Origin of the sequence: Pseudomonas sp. B40(2017) (genome assembly GCF_002112855.1) — a bacterium.
Classification (GTDB): Bacteria; Pseudomonadota; Gammaproteobacteria; order Pseudomonadales; family Pseudomonadaceae; genus Aquipseudomonas; species Aquipseudomonas pharyngis.
In genome coordinates this window covers 149,115-174,380 of the sequence record NZ_NEIT01000005.1, presented here as the reverse complement: position 1 = coordinate 174,380, position 25,266 = coordinate 149,115, and the positions used below count along the sequence as shown (strand labels likewise).

Here is a 25,266-nt window from a genome sequence, read left to right as displayed (position 1 = left end):
ATAATGGCCGCATCTTGTCCGTTCGACGCTTATTGCGCGTTCAGGGTTTGCCAACAGGGTATGCCGAAATGGCCGAGCAGTTCTGCGCTTTCGCACACCGGCAAGCCGACGACCGCCGAGTAACTGCCGTTGAGGCCGGCGACGAACACCGCACCGAGCCCCTGAATGCCGTAGCCACCCGCCTTGTCCCGGGGCTCGCCGCTGGCCCAGTAGGCGGCGGCTTCTTCGCGACTGATCGAACGGAACCGCACCCGACTGCGCACAACCCGCGACTCGCAGCGCTGGCCGTCGAGCACGGCAATCGCCGTCAGCACTTCATGCTCCTTGCTGGACAACATCATCAGCATGGCGCACGCATCAGCTTCGTCCACCGGTTTGCCAAGAATTTTGCCGTCCAGCACCACGGCGGTGTCGGCGCCCAGTACGCAAAACGCTAAGTCGCAAACGACGGTGCGCCGCCCGGCCTCGGCCTTACCGCGCGCCAGGCGCTCGACGTAGGCCGATGGGGATTCATTGGCGAGAGGGGTTTCATCGATGTCCGCGCTGATGGCGGTAAACGGGATGCCGATCTGCGTGAGCAACTCACGCCGACGCGGCGATCCTGAGGCGAGGTAAAGCTTTTTCATCAAGACATCTCCCTGTTTGGTGCCCTGCCTCACAAATGCTGTTCCCTTTGGTCGGCGTCTGTTGTTGCCATACTGCGTTGCCGTTCCTCGCCATAGCACGCTATGACTCGTCACGGCGCCTTGTCTGGCAACAACAGCCGCTCGCCCAAAAAGAACTTCATTTGCGAGGCAAGGCACTGGTACGGGCAAATGCCTGACCGAATCAGTTGATTTTGTAGCGCCGGCGCAATCCACGCAAAGCGAAGCTGACCCATGGCCAGAGCAAGGCACTGACCAGTGCCGGCAGGACCAGTGCGAGGGTCGGCTGACGGTTGCCGGTCAAGGCACTGAGCCACAGTTGTACGAGCTGGGCGAGGCCGAAGATCACCAGAATCACCAGGCTCTGCTGCCACATCGGGAACATCCGCAGGCGTTGCTGCAAAGACAGCACCAGGAACGTGATCAGGGTCAGGATCAATGCATTCTGACCGAGCAGATCGCCTTGCAGCACGTCTTCGGCCAGCCCCAGGCAGAACGCCGTGACCATGCCGACCGTATGCGGCAGGTACAAAGCCCAGAAAGTCAGGAGCAAGGCCAGCCACAGCGGGCGCAGGATTTCCATGAAAATCGGCAATGGCGACACGCTGAGCAGTATGCCGACGATAAACGTCAGCCAGACGATCCAGCCGTTACGCGATGCGGTAGCTCCGACCATTATTCTTGCCTCCCGGTGGTCGCCGGCGCAGTGACAGGCGGCTTGGCCGCTGGTCGAGCAGCGGGCTGATTGGCCGGTGGCTTGCTGGCCGCTGGTGTGGCTGCAGGCGGTTTGCCTGCAGCAGGTTTGGCCGGCGTGGTGCTGGCGGCAGGCGCAGCCGGCGCTGTCGTCGTGGCAGGGGTTGCGGCTGCGGCAGGCGGGGTGACGATTTTCGGCACCGTGGCCGGAACCACCGGACCGCCACCAAAGGCATCGAGGTTTTCCTGAGCCTGCGCGGCATCGTTGGCACGTTCTTCGGCGGTGCGGTTGTCACTGAATACCAGCAGCAGGTAGCGGCTGCGGTTCAATGCGGCGGTCGGCACGGCGCGAACAATGGCGAATGGCTGGCCGGAATCGTGGATCACTTCCTTGACCGTCGCCACCGGATAACCGGCCGGGAAACGCTGACCAAGACCGGAGCTGACCAGCAGATCACCTTCCTTGATATCGGCGGTGTCCGCCACGTGGCGCAACTCCAGACGCTCAGGGTTACCGGTGCCGCTGGCGATCGCCCGCAGACCGTTACGGTTCACCTGCACAGGAATGCTGTGGGTCGAGTCGGTCAGCAGCAGCACACGGGAGGTGTACGGCATCAGTTCGACCACCTGCCCCATCAGGCCACGAGCATCGAGCACGGGCTGACCGAGCACCACGCCATCGCGCTCGCCTTTGTTGATGATGATGCGATGGGTGAAGGGGTTGGGGTCCATGCCGATCAGTTCGGCCACTTCGACCTTCTCGTTGACCAGCGCGGAGGAATTTAGCAACTCGCGCAGACGGACGTTCTGCTCGGTGAGGGCGGCAAGCTTCTGCATGCGACCCTGCAACAGCAGGTTCTCCGACTTGAGTTTTTCATTTTCGGCGACGAGCTCGGTGCGACTGCCGAACTGGCTGGCGATACCTTCCCACAACCGTCCGGGCAGGTCAGTAATCCAGTAGGCATCCATCAGCACCAGCGAGGCCTGGCTGCGTACGGGTTTAAGCAGGCTGAAGCGCGCGTCAACGACCATCAGCGCGACCGACAGTACGGCCAGCACCAACAAGCGCACGCCCAGTGAGGGGCCCTTGGCGAAAAGCGGTTTAATAAGCCGCTCCTCCCAGGCAAATGTTCTGTTTATTCATACGGCATCAAACCGGCCTGGATGAAGACTGACAGAAGATAAACGCCAACAGGCAGCACTGCAAAGTGCTGCCTGTGCGCTCACCCACGTATTGCACCCGGCGACTTATTCGCTGGAGAGCAGGTCCATGGTGTGCTTGTCCATCATTTCCAGTGCACGGCCACCGCCGCGAGCGACGCAGGTCAGCGGATCTTCGGCAACGATCACCGGCAGACCGGTTTCCTGGGCCAGCAGCTTGTCGAGGTCACGCAGCAGCGCGCCACCACCGGTCAGCACCAGGCCTCGCTCGGCGATGTCGGAAGCCAGTTCCGGCGGCGATTGCTCCAGGGCACTTTTTACGGCCTGAACGATGGTTGCCAGAGACTCTTGCAGAGCTTCCAGCACTTCGTTGGAGTTCAGGGTGAATGCGCGTGGAACGCCTTCGGCCAGGTTGCGACCGCGAACGTCGACTTCGCGAACTTCGCCGCCCGGGTAGGCCGTACCGATTTCCTGCTTGATGCGCTCGGCAGTGGATTCGCCGATCAGGCTGCCGTAGTTGCGGCGCACGTAGGTGATGATCGCTTCGTCGAAGCGGTCGCCGCCAACGCGTACGGATTCGGCATAGACCACACCGTTCAGGGAGATCAGCGCGATTTCGGTAGTACCACCACCGATATCCACGACCATCGAACCGCGAGCTTCTTCAACCGGCAGGCCGGCACCGATCGCAGCGGCCATCGGCTCTTCGATCAGGAACACTTCACGGGCACCGGCACCAAGGGCCGATTCACGGATGGCACGACGCTCAACCTGGGTGGACTTGCATGGAACGCAGATCAGCACACGAGGGCTGGGCTGCAGAAAGCTGTTTTCGTGAACCTTGTTGATAAAGTATTGCAGCATCTTTTCGCAGACGCTGAAGTCGGCGATCACGCCGTCCTTCATCGGACGAATGGCAGCAATGTTGCCCGGCGTACGGCCGAGCATGCGCTTGGCCTCGGTGCCGACAGCGACGACACTTTTCTGGTTACCGTGTGTCCGAATGGCCACAACCGATGGCTCATTCAGGACGATACCGCGCTCGCGCACGTAAATAAGGGTGTTGGCAGTGCCCAGGTCAATGGAAAGATCGCTGGAAAACATGCCACGCAGTTTCTTGAACATGGGAAAGGGACCCTAGGCAACGCGTGGGTAAAAAAGTGCGGCAAACTCTAACAACGACAGGGATTTTGGGCAAGGCGCCAATATGTTAAATTGGCCGCTTTTCTGTGCACCAAGCCCCACAATCGCGGCCTTATGACCGTAGAAGTGCGGTAGTGTTCCGACAATCTAACACACGGACGCCGTCCGTCCTGTTTTCCACTGGAGAAACCCGATGGCGCTAGAACGCTCCGACGTGGAAAAAATCGCTCATCTGGCCAGCCTTGGCCTTAATGACGCCGATCTTCCACACATCACTTCGGCCCTCAACAGCATTCTCGGGCTGGTCGACGAAATGCAGGCGGTCAATACCGACGGTATCGAGCCGCTGGCCCACCCGCTGGAAGCCAGTCAGCGCCTGCGCGCCGACGTCGTGACCGAAAGCAATAACCGCGAGGCTTATCAGTCCATCGCACCAGCGGTCGAAAACGGCCTGTACCTGGTTCCGAAAGTCATCGACTAAAGGGAAAGAGCCTGCAATGCATCAATTGACTCTGGCCGAGATCGCCCGCGGTCTCGCCGATAAAAAGTTTTCCTCCGAAGAGCTGACCAAAGTCCTGCTGGCACGCATTACCCAGCTCGATCCGCAGCTCAACAGTTTCATCAGCCTCACCGAAGAACTGGCCCTCGAGCAGGCGAAAGCCGCCGACGTGCGCCGGGCCAATGGTGAGAGCGGCGCCCTGCTCGGCGCGCCGATCGCCCATAAAGACCTGTTCTGCACCCAGGGCATCCGCACCAGCTGCGGCTCGAAGATGCTCGACAACTTCAAGGCCCCATACGACGCCACCGTGGTGTCGAAGCTGGCCGCCGCCGGCACCGTGACCCTTGGCAAGACCAACATGGACGAATTCGCCATGGGTTCGGCCAACGAGTCGAGCTGGTACGGCGCAGTGAAAAACCCGTGGCACCTGGAACACGTGCCGGGCGGTTCGTCCGGTGGTTCAGCGGCGGCGGTTGCCGCTCGTCTGTTGCCTGCCGCAACGGCCACCGACACCGGCGGTTCGATCCGTCAGCCAGCTGCATTCACCAACCTCACCGGCCTGAAACCGACCTACGGTCGCGTTTCGCGCTGGGGCATGATCGCTTACGCCTCCAGCCTCGATCAGGGCGGCCCTCTGGCTCGCACCGCCGAAGACTGCGCGATTTTGTTGCAAGGTATGGCCGGCTTCGATCCGAACGACTCCACCAGCATCGATGAGCCAGTGCCAGACTACGCCGCCGGCCTGAACGGTTCGCTGCAAGGCCTGCGCATCGGTGTGCCGAAGGAATACTTCGGTGCAGGTCTCGACCCGCGCATCGCCGACCTGATCCAGAACAGCATCAAAGAGCTGCAGAAGCTCGGTGCCGTGATCAAGGAAATCAGCCTGCCGAACATGCAGCACGCGATTCCTGCGTACTACGTGATCGCCCCGGCAGAAGCGTCCTCCAACCTGTCGCGTTTCGACGGCGTGCGCTTCGGCCACCGCTGCGCAGACCCGAAGAACCTGGAAGACCTGTACAAGCGCTCCCGTGGCGAAGGTTTCGGGCCTGAAGTACAGCGCCGGATCATGGTCGGTGCCTACGCGCTGTCCGCCGGTTACTACGATGCCTACTACCTCAAAGCCCAGAAGATCCGTCGCCTGGTGAAGAACGACTTCATGACCGCCTTTAATGAAGTCGACGTCATCCTCGGCCCGACCACGCCAAACCCGGCCTGGAAACTGGGCGCCAAGAACAGCGACCCGGTCGCTGCCTACCTGGAAGACGTCTACACCATCACCGCCAACCTCGCGGGCCTGCCGGGCCTGTCGATGCCGGCCGGTTTTGTCGACGGTCTGCCGGTTGGCGTGCAACTGCTCGCGCCGTATTTCCAGGAAGGCCGTTTGCTCAACGTTGCGCATCAGTATCAGTTGAACACTGACTGGCACACTCGCACCCCAACCGGCTTCTGAGGAGACACACATGCAATGGGAAGTCGTGATCGGGCTGGAGATTCACACCCAGCTCACCACCCGGTCGAAAATCTTTTCCGGTAGTTCCACCCAGTTCGGTTCCGAGCCGAACACCCAGGCCAGCCTGATCGACCTGGGCATGCCCGGCGTGCTGCCGGTGCTCAACCAGGAAGCAGTGCGCATGGCGGTGATGTTCGGTCTGGCGATTGACGCCGAGATTGGTCAGCACAACGTGTTCGCCCGCAAGAACTACTTCTACCCGGACCTGCCGAAGGGCTACCAGATCAGCCAGATGGAATTGCCGATCGTCGGCAAGGGCCACCTGGACATCGCCCTGGAAGACGGCACGGTCAAACGCGTCGGTATCACCCGTGCGCACCTGGAAGAAGACGCCGGCAAGAGCCTGCACGAAGAATTCAGCGGTGCCACCGGCATTGACCTGAACCGTGCCGGCACGCCGCTGCTGGAAATCGTGTCCGAGCCTGACATGCGTAGCGCCAAGGAAGCGGTGGCCTACGTCAAGGCGATCCACGCGCTGGTGCGTTACCTGGGCATCTGCGACGGCAACATGGCCGAGGGCTCGCTGCGTTGCGACTGCAACGTGTCGGTACGTCCGAAAGGCCAGGTCGAGTTCGGCACCCGCTGCGAGATCAAGAACGTCAACTCGTTCCGCTTCATCGAGAAGGCGATCAACTCCGAGATCCAGCGTCAGATCGACCTGATCGAAGACGGCGGCAAAGTGATCCAGCAGACCCGTCTGTACGATCCGAACAAGGACGAAACCCGTCCGATGCGCAGCAAAGAGGAAGCCAACGACTACCGTTACTTCCCCGATCCGGACCTGCTGCCGGTGGTCATCGAGGATTCGTTCCTCAACGACGTGCGCGCCACCCTGCCGGAGCTGCCACCGCAGAAACGCGAGCGCTTCCAGAGTGCCTTCGGTCTGTCGGCCTACGACGCCAACGTGCTGGCCACCAGCCGTGAGCAGGCGGACTACTTCGAGAAAGTCGCGAGCATCGGCGGCGACGCCAAACTGGCGGCGAACTGGGTGATGGTCGAGTTGGGCAGCCTGCTCAACAAGCAGAACCTGGACATCGAGGATTCGCCGGTTTCCGCCGAGCAACTGGGCGGCATGCTGCAGCGCATCAAGGACAACACCATCTCCGGCAAGATCGCCAAGGTGGTGTTCGAAGCGATGGCCAACGGCGAAGGCAGCGCAGACGAGATCATCGAAAAGCGCGGCCTGAAGCAGGTTACCGACACCGGCGCAATCTCGGCGGTGCTGGACGAAATGCTCGCGGCCAACGCCGAGCAGGTCGAGCAATACCGCGCGGCAGACGAAGCCAAGCGCGGCAAGATGTTCGGCTTCTTCGTCGGTCAGGCCATGAAAGCCTCCAAGGGCAAGGCCAACCCGCAGCAAGTGAACGAACTGCTGAAAAGCAAGCTCGAAGGCTGACCACAATGGAGCCAGATCCAAAGCCTGGCTCCAATCCCTGTGGGAGCGAGCCCGCTCGCGATGGCGGTCTGTCAGTCACTTTTGCAGTGTCTGAAATTGCGCTATCGCGAGCAGGCTCGCTCCCACATTGTTATTTGGGAGCTTTCGAATGAAACGTCTGCTCGGCGCCTGCGCCCTGCTCTCTTTGCTGGCCGGTTGCGCCAGCACCGACATCATCGACCCGCACGGTTACGACCAGACCGGCGTCGCCTCCTATTACGGAGCCAAACACCACGGTAAACGTACCGCCAGCGGCGAAGCGTTCAACCAGAATTCCCTGACCGCCGCCCACCGCCAGTTGCCGTTCGGCACTCGGGTGAAGGTCACCAACCTGAAAAACGATGAATCCGTCGTGGTCCGCATCAACGACCGTGGCCCGCACACCCGTGGCCGCCTGATCGATGTTTCACGTGCGGCGGCCGAACAGCTCGGTATGCTGCGCAGTGGAACCGCCCGGGTTCGGGTCCAGGCCCTCGACGACTGATGGAGCGTCCACCATTTTCGGACTGACCGACTTACCCCTGATCAGCGTGATCGAATTGCTCAGCGGGCTGTTCCTGCTGATCGCCGGCGCCGAACTGATGGTGCGCGCCGCCGTGCGCCTGGCCGCGCGTCTGCATGTACGACCGCTGATCATCGGCCTGACCATCGTCGCCCTCGGTAGCAGCGCCCCGCAAATGGCCGTCAGCCTGCAAGCCGTGCAGGCGCACACGCCGGACATCGCGGTCAGCAGCGTGATCGGCAGCAGCATTTTCAACATTCTTGTCACCCTCGGCCTGTCGGCGCTGATCATTCCGCTGCGGGTATCGCGGCAACTGGTGCGCCTCGACATCCCGTTGATGATCGGCGCCAGCCTGCTGGTGTTCCTGCTGGCATGGAATGAAGAACTCGGGCGCCTCGACGGCATTCTGCTGCTGGGCGCCCTGGCGCTTTATCTCGGATTACTGCTGCGCCAATCACGGCACTCGACCCGCCCGCATTCCGATCAACCCCACGATCCGCAGGCCCCGTGGTTTACCAGCCTGCTGATGATTGTCGGCGGTCTGGGCATGCTGGTGTTCGCCGGGCACTTGCTGCTGGGTGCAGCCGTGGTCGTCGCCACTGACCTGGGATTCTCCGAGCGGGTGATTGGCCTGACCGTGGTCGCGGTCGGCACCTCGCTGCCGGAACTGGCTACATCGTTGATCGCCGCGCTGCGCGGTCAGCGGGACATTGCAGTCGGCAACGTGATCGGCGCCAACCTGTTCAACCTGCTCGGGGTGCTGGGCCTCACCGCGCTGATCGCACCGACACCGTTGTCGGTCTCGCCGAACGCGCTGGATTTCGACCTGCCGGTGATGCTCGGCGTCGCTGCGCTGTGCCTGCCGGTGTTCTATTCCGGTTATCGCGTGACACGGGCCGAAGGTTTGCTGCTGCTGGGTTTGTATCTGGCGTACGGGCTGCACGTGGTGTCGTTCACCACCGGCATGCCACTGGCCGGCAAGCTCGAGCGATTGATGCTGTTTTATGTGCTGCCGACGCTGCTGACGTTTCTGTTTTTCACGTCCGTGCGCGCCTGGCGCCGCCAACACCACAAGAGGGATGTGCCATGACCGAATCGAAGAAATCCGGGGTTGAAGTCCGCCGTCAGGTAATGGGCGACGCGTTTGTCGACCGCGCGCTGGGCAACGCCACCGAGTTCACCCAACCGCTACAGGATTTCGTCAACGAACACGCCTGGGGCGGCGTGTGGAATCGCGAAGGTTTGCCACTGAAGACCCGCAGCCTGATCACTCTCGCTGCACTGACTGCGTTGAAGTGCCCGCAGGAATTGAAGGGCCATGTGCGCGGTGCGTTGAACAATGGCTGCACGGTCGATGAAATCCGTGAAGCGCTGCTGCATTGCGCGGTGTACGCGGGCGTACCGGCGGCGATCGATGCGTTTCGCGCGGCGCAGGAAGTGATCGACAGTTACCAGAAGCCTGAGTGACAGCACTGTCCCCTTCGCGAGCAAACCCGTTCTCAGGCTAGATCCACCCGCCCCACTGCAAGAAGAAGATCCCGATGTTGGTGGTGATCGCCGCCATCAACGTGGTCAGCACGATGATCGCCGCCGCCAGTTCATGATTGCCCTGCGCCGCACGGGCCATGACAAAACTGGCAGCGGCAGTCGGGCTGCCGAAGTACAGAAACAGAATCCCCAGCTCCGCCCCGCGAAAACCCCACAGCCATGCACCCAGCGTGGCGATCACCGGCAGGCCGACCATCTTCACCAGACTCGAACTGAGCGCCATGTTGCCGCTCTTGCGCAGCGCCGCCAGCGACAGCGTGCCGCCAATACAGATCAGTGCCAGCGGCAGCGTGGTCTGTGCCAGGTACTGGCCGGAAGTTTCCAGCCACCCCGGCAGACCGATCTTGAAATAAGCGAACGGCGCCGCCGCGATCACGCTGATGATCAACGGATTGCTGACCACGCTTTTGCAGATGCTCCACGGGTCCGACTTGATCACCGGGCTGTAGACCGCCAGCACGATGGTCGACAGGGTGTTGTAGAACAGGATGACCAGCGCCGCGAGAATCGCGCCGAGGGAAATCCCGTAGTCACCGTACATGCTCGCCGCCAGTGCCAGGCCGATCACCCCGTTGTTGCCGCGAAACGCACCTTGCGTGTAGATGCCGCGATCTTCACGCGGGCAGCGGAAAATCGCCCAGCCCCAGGCCACGGCAAAACTGACCAGCGTGGCGAGGGCGAAATAGATCAGCAGCGCCGGTTGCAACGCGGCGTGCAGGTCGGCATGCAGGATGCCGAGAAACAGCAGCGCCGGCATGGTGACGTTGAACACCAGCGACGAAGCTGTGTGGATGAAGTTGTCGTTGATCCAGTCGATGCGCTTGAGCAGCACACCGAGAAACAGCATGGCAAACACCGGCGCGGTGATGTTCAGGGTTTCAAGAAAAATAGCCAGCATGCCGGGGAGCCTTGGAGGTGAGCGTCGTTAGGGGGCTAATGATAAGCCAAAACCTTCAAAAGCCCCTCATCGGAGCGCCGCCCGCCTAACCCTCCCCCGGAGGGAGAGGGGACTGATCCGGGGATGCTCCAGAAAATTATCGACCTGAAACTACGTCGCCGAATCCATAATCAATTCGATTTTTCAGGTCGATGTAAAACGAAAGACAACTCGGTCAGCCCCCTCTCCCCCCGGGAGAGGGTTGGGGTGAGGGCATGGCCAGTACAGGCACCACACCCCTCAAGCAGATCAAGTAATCGGCGCCGGATTGAACAACGTAATGTCGTTATGCAGCTTGTGCTTCTCCGCCCACGTCTGCTGCTTGCCGCTCGCCACATCCAGGTAGTAGTGGAACAACTCCCAGCCCAACTCCTCGATAGACGCGCGACCGGTAGCAATCCGCCCGGCATCGATATCGATCAGATCCGGCCAGCGCTGCGCCAGTTCGGTACGAGTCGAAACCTTCACCACCGGCGCCATGGCCAGACCATAAGGCGTACCACGACCGGTGGTGAACACGTGCAGGTTCATCCCCGCCGCCAGTTGCAACGTACCGCAGACGAAATCACTCGCCGGCGTCGCACAGAAGATCAAACCCTTCTGCTTGAAGCGCTCACCCGGGCCGAGCACACCGCTGATCGCGCTGCTGCCGGACTTCACGATCGAACCCAGCGACTTCTCGACGATGTTCGACAACCCGCCCTTCTTGTTGCCCGGCGTGGTATTGGCGCTGCGATCCGCCTCGCCCTTGGCCAGGTAACGGTCGTACCAGTCCATCTCGCGCACCAGTTCTTCGGCAACGGTTTTGCTCTGCGCCCGTGAGGTCAGCAGGTAGATCGCATCGCGTACTTCGGTGACTTCGGAAAACATCACCGTGGCCCCCGCCCGCAGCAGCAAGTCCGAGGCATAACCCAGCGCCGGGTTGGCGGTGATGCCGGAAAACGCATCGCTGCCGCCGCACTGCATACCCAGGATCAGCTCGGACGCCGGCACGGTTTCCCGGCGGCGCTGGTCGAGTTTCTTCAGGCGAACTTCGGCCAGTTCCATGATCTGCTCGATCATCTCGGTGAAACCGTGACTGGAATCCTGCAAGCGATACAGCCACGGCTCGCTCAGATCCACCGAGGCATCGTCCTCGTGCATCACCTGCCCGGCCTGCAATTTCTCGCAGCCCAGGCTGATCACCAACGCCTCGCCACCGAGGTTCGGGTTGCGCGCCAGATTGCGCACGGTGCGGATCGGGATGTAAGCGTCGGTCGCCGTGATGGCCACGCCGCAACCGTAACTATGAGTCAGTGCCACCACGTCATCGACGTGCGGATACTTCGGCAACAGTTCGTCCTTGATCCGTTTCACCGCGTGATCGAGCACCCCGGTGACGCATTGCACGGTAGTGGTGATCCCGAGGATGTTGCGCGTGCCGACGGTACCGTCGGCGTTGCGATAACCCTCGAACGTGAAGCCTTCCAGCGGTGCCTGGGCGGCCGGCACATCGGTGGACAGCGGCAGGCTGTCCAGCGGTGGCGCGGTCGGCATGCGCAGTTGATCTTCCTTGACCCAACTGCCACGGGGAATCGGCTGCAACGCGTAGCCAATGATCTGGCCGTAGCGAATCACCGTGCCGCCCTCGGGGATATCCACGAGGCTGACCTTGTGACTCTGCGGCACGAAATCCACCGTCACCAGGCCATCGGCAAATGCGGTGCCGGCCGGCACGCCCTGGTCGTTGACCACTACCACTACGTTGTCCCGCTCGTGCAGGCGGATGTAGCGCGGCGAGTCGGAATGTTCAATCAACTGCATGACGCCGCTCCTCAGGAATGCGCTTGAGACAATTTGCCGGTGGCTTCGGAACCGCCCTGGGTTGGCGGCTCTTTAAGGACCACACGTTTGATCGGGCCGACGATCACCAGGTAGCTGAACACCGCCACGAGTGCGTTGGCACCGACGAACACCAGCGCCCATTTGAACGAGCCGGTGGAACTGATGATGTAACCGATGACGATCGGAGTGGTGATCGAGGCGATGTTGCCGAAGGTGTTGAACAGGCCACCGCTCAGACCGGCGATCTGTTTCGGCGAAGTGTCGGACACCACTGCCCAGCCCAGAGCCCCCACGCCTTTGCCGAAGAATGCCAGGGCCATGAAGCCGACCACCATCCATTCAACGTCGACATAGTTGCACGCCACGATGCTGCTCGAAACCAGCAGACCGGCAATGATCGGCGCCTTGCGGGCAAAGGTCAGCGAATGGCCCTTGCGCAGCAGGTAATCGGAAATCACCCCGCCGAGCACGCCGCCGATAAAGCCGCAGATCGCCGGCAACGAGGCGATGAAACCGGCCTTGAGGATGGTCATGCCGCGTTCCTGCACCAGGTACACCGGGAACCAGGTCAGGAAGAAATAGGTGATGCCGTTGATGCAGTACTGGCCCAGGTAAACGCCGAGCATCATGCGATTGGTCAGCAACTGGCGGATGTAATCCCACTTCGGACCGTCAGCCTTTTTGCCTTGTTTCTGGTCCATGTCGACCATGCCGCCGTTGTCGGCGATGAACTTCACTTCCGCTTCGTTGGCCATCGGGTGTTGGCGCGGGCTGTGGATAACCTTGAGCCAGACCAGCGAGAAAACGATGCCGAGCAGGCCCATCACGATGAACACGTGCTCCCAGCCAAAGGAGAACACGATCCAGCCCATCAGCGGCGCGAACAACACGGTGGCGAAGTATTGCGCCGAGTTGAAGATCGCCGAAGCGGTGCCGCGCTCGGCGGTCGGGAACCAGGCCGCCACGATGCGTGCGTTGCCGGGGAACGATGGCGCCTCGGCCAGACCCACCAGGAAGCGCAGCATGAACAGCGCGACGATGGCCGTGGACATGCCGAATTCACCGACGAAGCCTTGCAGCACGGTGAACAGCGACCAGGTGAAAATGCTCAGGGCATAGACTTTTTTCGAGCCGAAGCGATCGAGCAGCCAGCCGCCTGGAATTTGCCCGGCCACGTAGGCCCAACCGAAAGCAGAGAAGATGTAGCCGAGGGTGACCGCGTCGATGCCGAGGTCTTTTTGCAAACTGGAACCGGCGATCGCGATGGTGGCGCGGTCGGCGTAGTTGATCGTGGTCACCAGAAACAGCATGAGCAGGATCAAATAGCGGACGTGAGTCGGCTTGGACGATTGCATGTAGATGTACTCCCACTGATTATTTTTATGCGGGTAAAACATTCTTTGGTCTTGTGCCGCGCAGGGCCTCAGGCGAAGGCCCGGCGCGGGTGCAGCGATTTACGAACCGATGTAGCTGGTCTTCACGACCGTGTAGAACTCTTGCGCATAGCGGCCTTGCTCACGTGAGCCATAGGATGAACCCTTACGGCCACCGAACGGAACGTGGTAATCGACACCGGCGGTCGGCAGGTTGACCATCACCATCCCGGCCTGGGAATGACGCTTGAAGTGGTTGGCGTACTTCAGCGACGTGGTGGCGATACCCGCCGACAGACCGAATTCGGTGTCGTTGGCCATGGCCAGTGCAGCCTCGTAATCGGCCACGCGAACGATGTTGGCCACCGGGCCGAAGATCTCTTCGCGGCTGATGCGCATCGACGCTTCGCTGTCGGCAAACAGGGTCGGCGCAAGGAAGTAACCCTCGGTGTCGCAGGTCACCAGACCACCGCCGCTGACCAGACGCGCACCTTCGGACTGACCGATGTCGATGTACTTCATGTCCTGTTCAAGCTGCGCTTGCGAAACCACCGGACCGATGTCGGTGCCAGCCTTCAGCGCGTGGCCGACCTTGATCGACTTCATGCGCTCGGCCATAGCTTCGACGAACTTGTCGTGAATCCCGGCAGTGACGATCAGTCGGCTCGAAGCCGTGCAACGCTGGCCAGTGGAGTAGAACGCGCTCTGCACCGACAGCTCGACCGCCTGCTTGAGGTCGGCGTCGTCGAGAATGATCTGCGGGTTCTTGCCGCCCATCTCCAACTGAACCTTGGCCTGGCGCGACACGCAATTGACCGCGATCTGCCGACCCACACCGACAGAGCCGGTGAAGCTGATGCCGTCGACTTTCGGGCTGTTGACCAAAGCTTCGCCAACCACGCGGCCGCTGCCCATCACCAAGTTGAACACGCCGGCAGGGAAACCTGCGCGGGAGATGATTTCGGCCAGGGCCCAGGCGCAACCCGGCACCAGATCCGCTGGCTTCAACACCACGCAGTTGCCGTAGGCCAGGGCCGGGGCGATTTTCCACGACGGGATGGCAATCGGGAAGTTCCACGGGGTGATCAGGCCGACCACACCCAGGGCTTCGCGGGTCACTTCGACGTTGACGCCCGGACGCACCGACGGCACGTAGTCGCCGGACAGGCGCAGGCACTCGCCAGCGAAGAACTTGAAGATGTTGCCGGCGCGGGTCACTTCGCCGATGGCTTCGGGCAAGGTCTTGCCCTCTTCCCGGGCCAGCAGGGTGCCGAGCTCTTCGCGGCGGGCGAGGATTTCGGTGCCGACTTTGTCCAGCGAATCGTGACGGGCCTGAATGCCCGAGGTCGACCACGCCGGGAACGCGGCGCGCGCGGCGTCAATAGCGGCGTTGACCTGAGCCAGGTCAGCCTTGGCGTAATCGCCGATGGTGTCACTCAGTTCGGACGGGTTGATGTTCGCCGAGTAATCGTTACCGGCGACCCATTCACCGTTGATGTAGTTGTCATAGCGCTTGGTCACGAATCATTCTCCTGACGCAAAAGGCCGCTGATTGCTCAGCGGCCTTGTTTATAGAGGTGTGTTACTGCGCACCTTGCTTGTCGATCAGCGCAGCGAGCATTTCGTACTCTTCGCCGGTCAGGTCAGTCAGCGGCGCCCGCACCGGGCCTGCGTCATAGCCGGCGATCTTGGCGCCTGCCTTGACGATGCTCACGGCGTAACCGGCCTTGCGGTTGCGGATGTCCAGGTACGGCAGGAAGAAGTCGTCGATGATCTTGCCGACGGTGGCGTGATCTTCGCGGGCAATCGCGTGGTAGAAGTCCATCGCGGTTTTCGGGATGAAGTTGAACACCGCCGACGAGTAGACCGGCACGCCCAGGGCCTTGTAGGCAGCGGCGTAGACTTCGGCGGTCGGCAGACCACCGAGGTAGCTGAAGCGATCGCCGAGGCGACGACGGATCGACACCATCAGTTCGATATCGCCCAGACCGTCCTTGTAACCGATCAGGTTCGGGCAGCGTTCGGCCAGACGCTCCAGCAGCGGCGCGGTCAGGCGGCAGACGTTGCGGTTGTACACCACCACACCGATGTTGACCGATTTGCACACCGCTTCAACGTGGGCGGCGACACCGTCCTGGCTGGCTTCGGTCAGGTAGTGCGGCAGCAGCAACAGACCTTTGGCGCCCAGACGCTCGGCTTCCTGAGCGTATTCGATGGCCTGGCGGGTCGAACCACCGACACCGGCGAGGATCGGCACGCTGCTGGCGCAGGTGTCGACGGCAGTCTTGATGATTTCCGAGTATTCGCTGGCAGCCAGGGAGAAGAATTCACCGGTGCCACCGGCGGCGAACAGGGCTGAAGCACCGTACGGGGCCAGCCATTCCAGGCGTTTGATGTAGCCAGCGCGGTTGAAATCGCCCTGGGCATTGAAATCGGTCACCGGGAACGAGAGCAGGCCGGCGGAGAGGATGGACTTCAGTTCTTGTGGATTCATTATTCGAACACCCTGGTAGCAACGTTTTTTTGTGAGTGGACCGTTCAGCCTTCGCCGAAGTTGTAGGTCATCGTACAACTTAAAATATAACCGTCAACTGCATTTCATCGTTGGAGGGCATTTTTTGTCGGACAGGATTTCTTTTTGACGTAGGAAATTTCTCGACTAGGCTGAACTTAACTGTATATACGTACAGCTAAATACAACCTGCCGACGACATATCAAGGAGAAAGAAATGTCCGGTCTACACACAAAATGCTTCGAAAAACCTGCACCGGTCATCGCTCGTTTTGATGACTTGTTTACCCCCGGCGGCATCGCCTTCAATGCCGAAAACCCGCACTTGCTGTTGCACACCGCCGACTCGCACAGCGATGTCGAACCCGTGACCGCCCTGCCCGCTCAAGCCTTGAAAGGCAAGCCGCAACTGCGCTTCGAAGGTGCGGAACACACGGCTATCGGCGATAACACCCAGCTGCGTTTCGTTGAAAATGCCGAGCCGCTACTCGCGCAAAACGTGCCCCTGCATCTGCCGAACGGGTTGGCGCTGACCTACGGCCAGGTGCTGGCACTGGGTGGTGATTTCTATGGAATCGTCGACCGCCCGATCAATGAAGGATCGACCCCGGCTGATCGCCTTCAGCGCTTCACGGCAGCCTTCGACAGCCTCGCAGCGCTGCCCGCTTCTAAAGTTGAAGCGACGCAGATTCTCGCGATCATGCAAAAGGAGATCGACGCGGTTAAACAGGCAATCAAGGACGGTAAGCAGCCTCATGAGGCCTACGACGCGTTAGGAGATACGTTGTCGGAAGAGTGGAACAAAATCACCGGCGGCGGCAGTTTCGTCTCGGCGCTGTTTCCGCTCGGTCGCTATCTGAAACTGGCGGCAAACAACGCCGACCATTTCGGCGAATGGGCCCGACAAGCCTACATCGCCGGGCACACCGTTGCCCTGCAAAACGCCGCTGCCGCCCACGCCAGCCAAGACGAACTGCAACTGGAACGGGCCTACGCGATGAACGCTTTTGCCGATCACTACCTCACCGACCTGTTTTCCTCCGGACATTTGCGGGTGCCGCGCAAAGCCATGGCCGCCGCGGTGACGCCGAGTGACCTGGGCTCGTTGATCACCCGCTTCATGCACGACGAAGACAGCAAATTCGGCCTCAAGGTACGTAACGGACATGGCGAGCAATGGCGGGCGTTCGGTGACAAGCGCTACTTCGACGCCACGGATGCCGACAACCGCAATCAGGTGAATCAAGCGGTGCAGGATTCGGCAAACGAGGTGTATGCCGCGTATTCAAGCGGCAACGTGCCGACCACCTTCAACGCGCTGCAACGGCTGCCGGATCTGACCGCCGTGCTAGACCCGGCCAACAACTTCTCGCCACTGTTCCGCGTCGAGGGCAACAAAGTCCTGCGGCGCAAGGACGTTAACAACCTCAACGACACCGCCACCGTCGACGACTGGTGGGGCTGGAGCACTTACCTGCTGCTCAAGGACTATTACCCAACCGGCAACACGAATTAAGGAGCGATTCGATGACCCTCAAATTGAAACTGGAACTGGCCTCGGGCCAATCATTGAAAGGTGCGCCGCTGCAATTGCTGCGCGATGGCGTGGCTATCGCCCGCGCGTCGGTGGATGCTCATGGCCAGGCGACGTTCGACGTCAAGCCCGGCCCGGGAAAACTGGCGGTCAGGGTGGATCGTTCGATTCTGCCCCACAGCTGAAATGCCCGGACAAGATTGCCCCGGCGCGCCTCAGCGATTCGCCGGGTAAAGTGCGACGACTGCCGCGAAGGATCGCGGCAGATCTTTCAAGGAGAGCGAAACATGACGTTTGCCGCTGCACACCTTCCACAATTCCCCGATCACGCCAGCGACTCGATCATCCTGCGGTTATCGACGCTGGATGACGACCTGATCGTTCGTGTACCCGATGGCCAGAACACCCCGCCGAACTGGGATGTGTACCCGATCCTCGGTGACGACCCGGAAGAGCCTGAATGGCAAGGCTTGTCGGAGCAGACCGGCGTCTGGGATGACGCACTCGATGACATGGTCGGCCTGACCGGGATCGAACTGAGCATCCCCAGATTCGAACTGGAAAAGTACCTGAACAGCACCGTTGAACTGCGCTACAAGTTTGCTGATGAGGCCAGTCTGGAGCCTTCCTCCGAACCGTTGACGCTACATATAGAGACCTGAGCCGGCCGTTTTCCCGCAGACCAGGCATACCTTTCCGAAGGCATCGACCGTTCGTCGAAACTGTTATTTCTAACAGGTGCCGTGCACATCCATTCCCGGCTTCAATCGCTGAGGAGTTAACGAACCGGCTCCGTCAGCCCAACAAAATGGCTGCGTTCTGAACAGGGTTCAAATGGATGTGAAAAGGAGTTTGATCATGACTGCACAAGTCAAAGCCTTGGCGGCACCGGATCTCGAAGAAGCCGTGAATGGTGTGCTCCACGTTGGCAAACTGAAGGGAGACGCTCACAGTGTTGTGCCGCCTTTCTCCCAGGCCGCTGTTGGCGACGTGATTAACATGCACGTAAGGACCTCGACCGGTAACGAATGGCAAGGGACCCGTGTACTGACCGCAGCCGAAATGGGAAGGCCAGTGATCTTCGCCATCTCCAAAGATGTCTTTGAGAAAAAACTTGTTCCCGGTGCCAAGGCCGAATTGCATTACACCGTCACCAGATTCAACGGTAATGCTGAGTCATCCCCATTGCTGACAGTTCAACTCGAACGATAAGCAACAATCCCCCCTGCGCCTGCGCCTCTTCATGAGCCTGGCGCAGCCGTTCGCGGCTGTTGGTCAGGTGCAGGCGCATGGCCGCACCGGCGGCATCGAATCCTGACGGGCAATCGCGTCGTAGATTTCCTCGTGCTCGCGACTCAGGCGATTCATGTAGTGCTGCTGATCGTCATGGGCCAGTCGCGCCGAGTTATAGGTGACGCCCCGGAAGAGCCCGAATGGCAGGGTTTGTCGAAACCGACCGGCACTTGGGATGACGCCCTCGATGACATGCTCGGCCTGACCGGGATCGAACTGAGCATCCCCAGATTCGAACTGGAAAAGTACCTGAACAGCACCGTTGAACTGCGCTACAAGTTTGCTGATGAGGCCAGTCTGGAGCCTTCCTTCGAACCGTTGAAGCTCTACGTTGAAGCCTGAGACCAGCCAGCACCGCTCGTCGAAACTGTTAGTTTTTACAGGTGCGCCGACAGAATGACTGCTCCTAGGCTGAGACTCAATTCTCAGTCCAGGAGCTGCAATCATGAAAGTGAACTACACGCTTAAGAACCCCGTGGGCAATCGGCGGTATTTTATGTTCGAGGGGATTGTCAATTTGTCCGACATTCTGAAGTTCGCGGGTGTCGACCAGCAGTACATCGTCACCAAAAAAATCCTGTCTGTGCCCTTCGATATCGAAGAGCCCATCACCGATGTCATGCTCGAGACCGAGGTTTATAAACCTTGAAACAATCGACAACTCGAACGATAGGCAACAATCAACCCTGCGCCTGCGCCTCTTCATGCGCCTGACGCAGCCGTTCGCGGCTGTTGGTCAGGTGCAGGCGCATGGCCGCGCGGGCGGCATCGGAATCCTGACGGGCGATGGCGTCGTAGATTTCCTCGTGCTCGCGACTCAGGCGATTCATGTAGTGCTGCTGATCGTCATGAGCCAGGCGCGCCGAGTTCAGGCGAGTGCGCGGAATGATGCTGGTGCCCAGGTGGGTCATGATGTCGGTGAAGTAGCGGTTGCCGGTGGACAGCGCGATTTGCAGATGGAACTGGAAGTCCGACGCCACTGCATCGCTGGCGTGGGCCACGCTGTCATTCAGCGCATCAAGGGCCGCGCGCATCGCAGCGAGTTGCTCGGTGCTGCGACGCTGCGCGGCAAGGCCGGCGGATTCGACTTCGAGGCTGATACGCAATTCGAGAATGGCCAACACGTCACGCAGGGTGACCACGGTGGCCGGGTCGATCCGGAAACCGCTTGGGCTCGGGGTGTCGAGCACGAAGGTGCCGATGCCATGACGGGTTTCCACCTGCCCCGCCGCCTGCAAACGGGAAATCGCCTCGCGCACCACGGTGCGGCTGACGCCGTGGGCTTCCATGATCGCCGACTCGGTCGGCAACTTGTCGCCGCGCTTGAGCAGACCGTCGCGGATCTGCTCGGTCAGCACCGTCACCAGTTCCTGAGCCAGGCTGCGGCGCTTGCGAGGGAGTCGCGGGGTGTCGATCAGGTTTTCCATGGTCTGCATCTTGTCTCGAAAATTCGGCTTGTGGGCATCATAGCTCAAGCGGGTTGTACGATCACTTTCCGTTTCCACACAAATACTGTGGGAGCTGGCTTGCCAGCGATGAGGCCATACCCGTCGATGAAGATGTCGACTGAACCGACGCCATCGCTGGCAAGCCAGCTCCCACATGGGCTGTGTATCGATCAGGCAGTCACGGTTTGCTCTACCAGATGACCGCTGTCGATCCGCACATGCCGTGGGTGGAAACGCTTCAGACTGCTGCGATGGCCGACGCTGACAATGCTCAGCCCCGGTATCTGATCGATCAGCGCCTGATACAGCGTCGCTTCGTCTTCCTCATCCATCGCTGAAGTCGCCTCATCCATGTACAACCACTGCGGTGCGTAAAGGAGCGCGCGGGCGAAAGCCAGTCGTTGCTGTTCGCCCGGCGAGAGCATGCGCTGCCAGTGATTGGCCTCATCCAGCCGCGCGACCAGATGCGGCAAGCGGCAGGTTTCCAACACTTGTGCATAACGTTCCGGCGCGTAAGTGTCGCCCGGTTGTGGATAACTCAACGCCTCACGCAGGGTGCCGATCGGCAGATACGGCTTTTGCGGCAAGAACAGATAACGCGAAGCCGGCAGGCGAATGCTGCCGTGCCCGGCCGGCCACAAATGGCCCATCGCCCGCAGCAGCGTGGATTTACCACTGCCGGAACGACCGCTGAGCATCACCCGATCGCCCTGCTCCACAGTCATGTCGGCGCTGGTCAGCAGGTGACGACCGTCAGCCAGATCAAGGCCCAGGTTATGAACCTTCAGCTCATTGCCCTGATTCTGCACGTCGATGGCCGGTGCACGTTCTTCGTTGTCGGTCATGGCCTGGCGGAAACTCAGCAGACGATCACAGGTGGCGCGCCACGCGGCGAGGTCCGCATAGGCATTGATGAACCAACTGAAGTTCTCCTGCACGTTGCCGAATGCCGAGTTGATCTGCATCAGCTCACCCAGCTCGATCTTGCCGGTCAGGTAACGCGGGGCCGCGACGATGAACGGGAAGATGATTGCGATCTGGCCGTAACCCGAGGTGAAGAACGTCAGGCGCTTGGACACCCGCATGATGTCCCAGAAGTTGTGCCAGACCAGACCGAAGCGGTTGCTCAGACGACGATTCTCGTTCGGCTCGCCGTTGTACAGCGCAATGCTCTCGGCGTTCTCACGTACCCGCACCATGGAGAAACGCAGGTCGGCTTCGAAACGTTGTTGTTGATTGTTCAGGCCGATCAGGCGTCGACCGATCAGGTGCGTCAGCCAACTGCCGACCGCCGCGTACAGCAACGCACACCAGAACATGTAGCCGGGAATCTCGATGCCGAACACTTCGATGCTGCCGGAGACGCCCCACAGAATGATCGAAAACGACACCAGGCTGACCACCGTGCGGATCAGGCCCAACGCGAGATTCAAGGTGTTGGTGGTAAAGGTATTGAGATCTTCGGAAATCCGCTGGTCAGGGTTGTCGGTGTAGCCGCCCTGCTCCAGCTGGTAGTAGTTCTTGTGCCCGAGCCAGCGCTTGAAATGGTTCTCGGTGAGCCATGCCCGCCAACGGATGGTCAGCATCTGCGTCAGGTACAGGCGATACACCGCACCAAGAATCGCCACGGCCGCAATGCCGCAGAAATACAGGATCAACTGCCAGAACGCCGCCTCATCCTTCTTCTGCAGGGCGTTATAGAAATCCTTGTACCAACTGTTGATCCACACCGAGATCGCCACGCTGAACAACGTCAGCGCAATCACGGCGATCAGCAACGTCCAGGCCTTGCCCTTCTCTTCGCTGCGCCAGTAAGGCGTGATCATGGCCCACACCTTGCGAAAAAACTGCCCGCGCACAGTATCGTTGACCGCGGAATATTCAGCGTTCTGATTCATGGAAAAGGCTCGATAAAGAAAAGAACAGACACGCACCGATCATAGATGATCGGTGCGTTTTATCGCGAGGGCTGGCGATGGTCGTTCAGCGCAGGTTCAGCGACGAACCGGACGCTTCTGCAGTTTGCGCTGCAGGGTGCGGCGGTGCATGCCCAGGGCGCGGGCAGTGGCGGAGATGTTGCCTTCGTGCTCGGTCAGCACGCGCTGGATGTGCTCCCACTGCAGGCGATCCACCGACATCGGGTTTTCCGGCACCAGGCTGTCGAGGTCGGCGTGTTCGGACAGCAGCGCTGCCAGCACATCGTCGGCGTCGGCCGGTTTGCACAGATAGTTGCAGGCGCCGCGCTTGATCGCCTCGACCGCGGTGGCAATGCTCGAGTAACCGGTGAGGATCACCACGCGCATTTCCGGGTCCAGCTCCAGCAGCTTCGGCAACAACACCAGGCCGGAGTCGCCGTCCATCTTCAGGTCCAGCGCGGCATAGTCCGGCAGATCGGCCTGAGCGATGGTCAGGCCTTCTTCGGCGGAACCGGCAGTGCTGACGCGGAAACCGCGGCGGGCCATGGCACGGGCCATCACTCGGGTGAAGGTCGCGTCGTCATCGACCAGCAGCAAATGCGGCAGTTCTTCGCCTTCGACTTGGATTTCGTCACTCATGTTGCTCTCCTCGGGCGCCGTGGGGCAGGCGCAGCTCGGTGAGCGTGCCGCCTTCCTCATGACTATAGAGTTTCACTGAGCCGCCGGCGCGTGTCACGCTGGCCTTGCTCAAAAACAGGCCCAGGCCGAAACCTTTGCCCTTGGTGGTAAAAAACGGTTTGCCGATCTGCTCGGCGATGGCCAGCGGCACACCGGCGCCATGATCGCGGATGCTGATGGTCAGGTCTTCGGCGGTCCAGTCCAGAGTCACCTGAAGATTTTCCGGGCAGGCGTCGGCGGCGTTGTTCAACAGATTCAACAGGGCCTGGGTCAGATCCGGCGGCGGCGCCACACGCGGCAACGGGCCCTGGCCCAGACGCTGGAAGCGATAACTGGCTTCCGGGCGCATCAGGTGCCAACGGTTGAGCGCCTCGTCGAGCCACTCGGTGACGTCCTGCATCTCCACCGCCATCCGGCGATTGGCTTCGGCGGCGCGCACCAGTTGTTGCAAGGTCTCCTTACAGAGCTTCACCTGATCCTTCAACACCTTCAGGTCTTCCTGAAGCATCGGGTCGTGATGATCCTGCTGCATTTCGTTGAGCAACACACTCATGGTCGCCAGCGGTGTGCCCAGTTCATGGGCGGCACCGGCGGCCTGAGTCGCAACGGCCAGCAATTGCTGGTCGCGCAGGCCTTCTTCACGGCGGATCGCGCGCAACTCTTCCTGGCGGCGCAGCTCTTCAGCCATGCGCGCGGCGAAGAACGTAATCACTGCCGCCGCCAGGGCAAAGCTCAGCCACATGCCGTAGATCTGCAGGTTTTCCCGCGCGACCGGCAGGGTTTCCAGCGGATAGAAGTGCGTCAGCATTAGGGTGTACAAGGCCAACGCAATGCCCGACAGCACTACCGAATAACGCCACGGCAGCGTCACCGCAGCGATGGTCAGCGGCACCAGATAATACGAAACGAACGGGTTGGTCGAACCACCGGAGAAATACAGCAAGGCACTGTGGATAACCAGATCGCAGGCCAGTTGCAGCGCGTATTCGAGCTCGGTTACCGGCCACGAAGTGCGCAAACGCACGGCGGTGAACACACACAGCAGAATCGAACAGCCGAGGGTCATCACCAGTTGCACCCACGGCAACGGCAACAGATCCAGCCAGTAAGCCAGGCCCACGGAACCGGCCTGTGCGGCGAGCACCAGGGTGCGGATGAAAGTCAGCCGCCAGAGGTTCTGGCGAGTGGCGGAAGTCAGTTGTACGGGGGCGAGCATGAGCTCTCCTGATGAGCGCTCCAGGCGGATCGCACGGAGTATAACCAAGGCGCGGGCTCGAGAGGCGAAAGTGCGGCAAACGACCACATGGCAGAAAGTTGTGTGACAGCTATAAGGCTGCCGTCACGAGGGGTATTCGAAAAGCGAAAAAACCGGCGATCTATTTGAGATAGCCGGTTTGAAGGCTCAGTCAGTTCCCAATTCCGTAGGAATCCCTGTTAATCAACTCCTGGACCTTGTTCCAGCCTTCCTCGATCGTGCCGAACCGAAATCCTTGTTGCGTGCCATGGATAAAAACGTCGACCCATTGCTGATCATGGGGTCCATTGACAAAAAGGACATCAAAACCGCGTTGGTTTGCATCTGTTTTCGCTTCCGGTGTCATGACTATTTCCTTATAGGATGGAGTTCATCGAAGCCGATCACTCGGCCAGTTGATGGCTATCGCGAAGGGCTTAGTGATGCTCGACCAACACGTTGAACATTTCTACTGTCAGAACTAACAGGTAACGCCACCTCTCCGACGGATGGCCGTCAGCGTGATCTGTATAGAAGTTGTAACTGGGCGAACCGGATCATAAAAGCTAGAGTCTGATGGTTTCACGCAGGCCCCCGAACCATCACCTGCGCCCTCATCAAGGAGCTTTCATGCACACATTTCGCCGCAGCGCCGCCCTTCTCGCCCTGACCGTCGGCAGCATCGCCAGCCTTCCGGCCCTGGCCGCCGATGAGCTGCACTACAACCAGATTTCCCTGCGCGCCGAAGTCAGCCAGGAAGTGGCCCGCGACCTGATGATCGTGACCCTCTACACCGAAGAACAAAACACTGACCCTGCCAAACTCGCCGCCGACGTCAGCACCACCATGAACAAGGCCCTGGCCCAGGCCAAGCAGGTCAAAGACATCACCCTGCGCCAGGGCAGCCGCAACAGCTACCCGATCTACGACACCAAGGGCCAGAAAATCACCGGCTGGCGCGAACGCGCCGAACTGCGCCTGGAAAGCGCCGACTTCGCCGCCCTGTCCAAACTCACTGGCGAGTTGCTGACCGACCTGAAAATGGGCGGCATGGACTTCGCCATCGCCGACCCGACCCGCAAGGCCAGCGAAGACAAACTGCTGAAAGAAGCCGTCACCGCTTTCAAGGCCCGCGCCCAACTGGCCACCGACGCCCTGGGCGGCAAGGGTTACAAAATCGTCAACCTGAACCTCAACAGCAACGGCTTCCCGCAACCCTACATGCGCGCCCCGATGATGATGAAAGCCGCGGGCATGGATTCGGCGCCTGTCACGCCTGAAGTCGAAGCCGGCACCAGCCAGGTCAGCCTGACCGCTGATGGCTCGATTGAAGTGTTGATGCAGTGATTGAATGACAGCTGAATGAAAAACCGGCGATCAGT

Annotated in this window: 27 protein-coding genes and 1 pseudogene; 13 read left to right on the top strand and 15 right to left on the bottom strand. The window is 60.5% G+C overall.

All coding sequences use genetic code 11. The features are described from left to right. Positions 1-29: 29 nt before the first annotated feature. From CAF76_RS14870 to mreB, 4 genes are all read right to left on the bottom strand, one after another. Complete coding sequence (locus CAF76_RS14870; RefSeq protein WP_085647684.1) at positions 30-626, bottom strand: nucleoside triphosphate pyrophosphatase; 597 nt, start codon at positions 624-626, stop codon at positions 30-32. A gap of 202 nt (positions 627-828) precedes the next feature. Continuing rightward, complete coding sequence (gene mreD / locus CAF76_RS14865) at positions 829-1,320, bottom strand: rod shape-determining protein MreD (protein WP_064593386.1); 492 nt, start codon at positions 1,318-1,320, stop codon at positions 829-831. Next, positions 1,320-2,444, bottom strand: a complete 1,125-nt coding sequence (mreC, locus tag CAF76_RS14860) for a rod shape-determining protein MreC (protein WP_085647683.1) — start codon at positions 2,442-2,444, stop codon at positions 1,320-1,322. Before mreC ends, mreD begins: the two co-directional genes overlap by 1 nt. 141 nt (positions 2,445-2,585) lie before the next feature. Further along, positions 2,586-3,623: a rod shape-determining protein MreB gene (mreB, locus tag CAF76_RS14855; RefSeq protein WP_002555108.1), complete on the bottom strand. Its 1,038-nt coding sequence runs from the start codon at positions 3,621-3,623 to the stop codon at positions 2,586-2,588. Positions 3,624-3,834: 211 nt separating this feature from the next. Here mreB and gatC point away from each other — a divergent pair, with 211 nt between their 5' ends. The 6 genes from gatC to CAF76_RS14825 all read left to right on the top strand — a co-directional run bounded on the left by gatC (position 3,835) and on the right by CAF76_RS14825 (position 9,054). Then, positions 3,835-4,122, top strand: coding sequence for an Asp-tRNA(Asn)/Glu-tRNA(Gln) amidotransferase subunit GatC (gene gatC, locus CAF76_RS14850; RefSeq protein WP_007953612.1), 288 nt, complete (start codon positions 3,835-3,837; stop codon positions 4,120-4,122). A gap of 16 nt (positions 4,123-4,138) precedes the next feature. Next, positions 4,139-5,590 (top strand): Asp-tRNA(Asn)/Glu-tRNA(Gln) amidotransferase subunit GatA, encoded by a 1,452-nt coding sequence (gene gatA / locus CAF76_RS14845; protein ID WP_085647682.1) that lies wholly within the window; start codon positions 4,139-4,141, stop codon positions 5,588-5,590. A gap of 10 nt (positions 5,591-5,600) precedes the next feature. Then, positions 5,601-7,046: an Asp-tRNA(Asn)/Glu-tRNA(Gln) amidotransferase subunit GatB gene (gene gatB / locus CAF76_RS14840; RefSeq protein WP_039769265.1), complete on the top strand. Its 1,446-nt coding sequence runs from the start codon at positions 5,601-5,603 to the stop codon at positions 7,044-7,046. 148 nt (positions 7,047-7,194) lie between these two features. After that, positions 7,195-7,569: a septal ring lytic transglycosylase RlpA family protein gene (locus CAF76_RS14835; RefSeq protein ID WP_064593383.1), complete on the top strand. Its 375-nt coding sequence runs from the start codon at positions 7,195-7,197 to the stop codon at positions 7,567-7,569. Positions 7,570-7,615: 46 nt separating this feature from the next. Beyond that, positions 7,616-8,677, top strand: coding sequence for a calcium/sodium antiporter (locus tag CAF76_RS14830; protein WP_085647681.1), 1,062 nt, complete (start codon positions 7,616-7,618; stop codon positions 8,675-8,677). Next, a complete protein-coding gene (locus CAF76_RS14825) occupies positions 8,674-9,054 on the top strand; it encodes a carboxymuconolactone decarboxylase family protein (protein WP_011332452.1) in 381 nt (126 codons plus the stop codon). The genes CAF76_RS14830 and CAF76_RS14825 overlap by 4 nt, the downstream gene beginning before the upstream one ends. Before the next feature lie 37 nt (positions 9,055-9,091). Here CAF76_RS14825 and CAF76_RS14820 read toward each other — a convergent pair whose 3' ends face one another. The 5 genes from CAF76_RS14820 to kdgD form a co-directional block, all read right to left on the bottom strand. Next, complete coding sequence (locus CAF76_RS14820; RefSeq protein ID WP_007953620.1) at positions 9,092-10,033, bottom strand: AEC family transporter; 942 nt, start codon at positions 10,031-10,033, stop codon at positions 9,092-9,094. 288 nt (positions 10,034-10,321) lie between these two features. Further along, complete coding sequence (garD, locus tag CAF76_RS14815; protein WP_039769258.1) at positions 10,322-11,875, bottom strand: galactarate dehydratase; 1,554 nt, start codon at positions 11,873-11,875, stop codon at positions 10,322-10,324. A gap of 11 nt (positions 11,876-11,886) precedes the next feature. Next, positions 11,887-13,251: an MFS transporter gene (locus CAF76_RS14810; RefSeq protein ID WP_039769701.1), complete on the bottom strand. Its 1,365-nt coding sequence runs from the start codon at positions 13,249-13,251 to the stop codon at positions 11,887-11,889. Positions 13,252-13,350: 99 nt separating this feature from the next. Continuing rightward, complete coding sequence (locus tag CAF76_RS14805) at positions 13,351-14,790, bottom strand: aldehyde dehydrogenase family protein (RefSeq protein ID WP_011332449.1); 1,440 nt, start codon at positions 14,788-14,790, stop codon at positions 13,351-13,353. 61 nt (positions 14,791-14,851) lie between these two features. Next, positions 14,852-15,763, bottom strand: coding sequence for a 5-dehydro-4-deoxyglucarate dehydratase (gene kdgD, locus CAF76_RS14800; protein WP_011332448.1), 912 nt, complete (start codon positions 15,761-15,763; stop codon positions 14,852-14,854). Between the two features lie 235 nt (positions 15,764-15,998). Here kdgD and CAF76_RS14795 point away from each other — a divergent pair, with 235 nt between their 5' ends. The 4 genes from CAF76_RS14795 (at position 15,999) to CAF76_RS14780 (ending at position 18,527) form a co-directional block, all read left to right on the top strand. Next, entirely contained in the window at positions 15,999-17,297 is a 1,299-nt protein-coding gene (locus CAF76_RS14795; protein ID WP_085647680.1) for a phospholipase, read from the top strand. An 11-nt stretch (positions 17,298-17,308) separates the two neighbouring features. Then, on the top strand, positions 17,309-17,500 hold the full coding sequence (locus CAF76_RS14790) for a hypothetical protein (RefSeq protein WP_064593376.1): 192 nt from the start codon (positions 17,309-17,311) through the stop codon (positions 17,498-17,500). Between the two features lie 102 nt (positions 17,501-17,602). After that, positions 17,603-17,977 carry a hypothetical protein gene (locus CAF76_RS14785; RefSeq protein WP_085647679.1) on the top strand — a complete coding sequence of 125 codons (375 nt, stop codon included), beginning with the start codon at positions 17,603-17,605 and terminating at the stop codon, positions 17,975-17,977. Positions 17,978-18,173: 196 nt separating this feature from the next. Further along, positions 18,174-18,527: a hypothetical protein gene (locus tag CAF76_RS14780; protein ID WP_085647678.1), complete on the top strand. Its 354-nt coding sequence runs from the start codon at positions 18,174-18,176 to the stop codon at positions 18,525-18,527. Here CAF76_RS14780 and CAF76_RS14775 read toward each other — a convergent pair. Further along, positions 18,475-18,722 (bottom strand): annotated as a pseudogene (locus tag CAF76_RS14775) (FCD domain-containing protein); the annotation flags it as partial. The gene CAF76_RS14780 and the pseudogene CAF76_RS14775 sit on opposite strands and share 53 nt — an antisense overlap. On the opposite strand from CAF76_RS14775, the gene CAF76_RS14770 reads away from it, so the two are divergent. Continuing rightward, positions 18,687-18,950, top strand: coding sequence for a hypothetical protein (locus CAF76_RS14770; protein ID WP_256579626.1), 264 nt, complete (start codon positions 18,687-18,689; stop codon positions 18,948-18,950). The pseudogene CAF76_RS14775 and the gene CAF76_RS14770 sit on opposite strands and share 36 nt — an antisense overlap. Positions 18,951-19,053: 103 nt before the next feature. Next, positions 19,054-19,257 (top strand): hypothetical protein, encoded by a 204-nt coding sequence (locus CAF76_RS14765; RefSeq protein ID WP_085647677.1) that lies wholly within the window; start codon positions 19,054-19,056, stop codon positions 19,255-19,257. A gap of 31 nt (positions 19,258-19,288) precedes the next feature. Here CAF76_RS14765 and CAF76_RS14760 read toward each other — a convergent pair whose 3' ends face one another. The 5 genes from CAF76_RS14760 to CAF76_RS14740 all read right to left on the bottom strand — a co-directional run bounded on the left by CAF76_RS14760 (position 19,289) and on the right by CAF76_RS14740 (position 24,251). Further along, a complete protein-coding gene (locus CAF76_RS14760; RefSeq protein ID WP_175473381.1) occupies positions 19,289-20,035 on the bottom strand; it encodes a FadR/GntR family transcriptional regulator in 747 nt (248 codons plus the stop codon). 191 nt (positions 20,036-20,226) lie between these two features. Further along, positions 20,227-21,954, bottom strand: coding sequence for an ABC transporter ATP-binding protein/permease (locus CAF76_RS14755; protein ID WP_085647676.1), 1,728 nt, complete (start codon positions 21,952-21,954; stop codon positions 20,227-20,229). 96 nt (positions 21,955-22,050) lie between these two features. Continuing rightward, on the bottom strand, positions 22,051-22,611 hold the full coding sequence (locus tag CAF76_RS14750) for a response regulator transcription factor (protein WP_003221630.1): 561 nt from the start codon (positions 22,609-22,611) through the stop codon (positions 22,051-22,053). Next, the gene (locus tag CAF76_RS14745; protein ID WP_011332442.1) at positions 22,604-23,866 is read right to left on the bottom strand and encodes an ATP-binding protein; all 1,263 of its coding nucleotides are present in this window, start codon (positions 23,864-23,866) and stop codon (positions 22,604-22,606) included. The genes CAF76_RS14750 and CAF76_RS14745 overlap by 8 nt, the downstream gene beginning before the upstream one ends. Positions 23,867-24,056: 190 nt before the next feature. After that, positions 24,057-24,251, bottom strand: a complete 195-nt coding sequence (locus CAF76_RS14740) for a hypothetical protein (protein ID WP_085647675.1) — start codon at positions 24,249-24,251, stop codon at positions 24,057-24,059. Positions 24,252-24,514: 263 nt separating this feature from the next. Between CAF76_RS14740 and CAF76_RS14735 the strand changes: the two genes are divergently transcribed. After that, positions 24,515-25,231, top strand: coding sequence for an SIMPL domain-containing protein (locus tag CAF76_RS14735; protein ID WP_064593362.1), 717 nt, complete (start codon positions 24,515-24,517; stop codon positions 25,229-25,231). Positions 25,232-25,266: the final 35 nt, after the last annotated feature.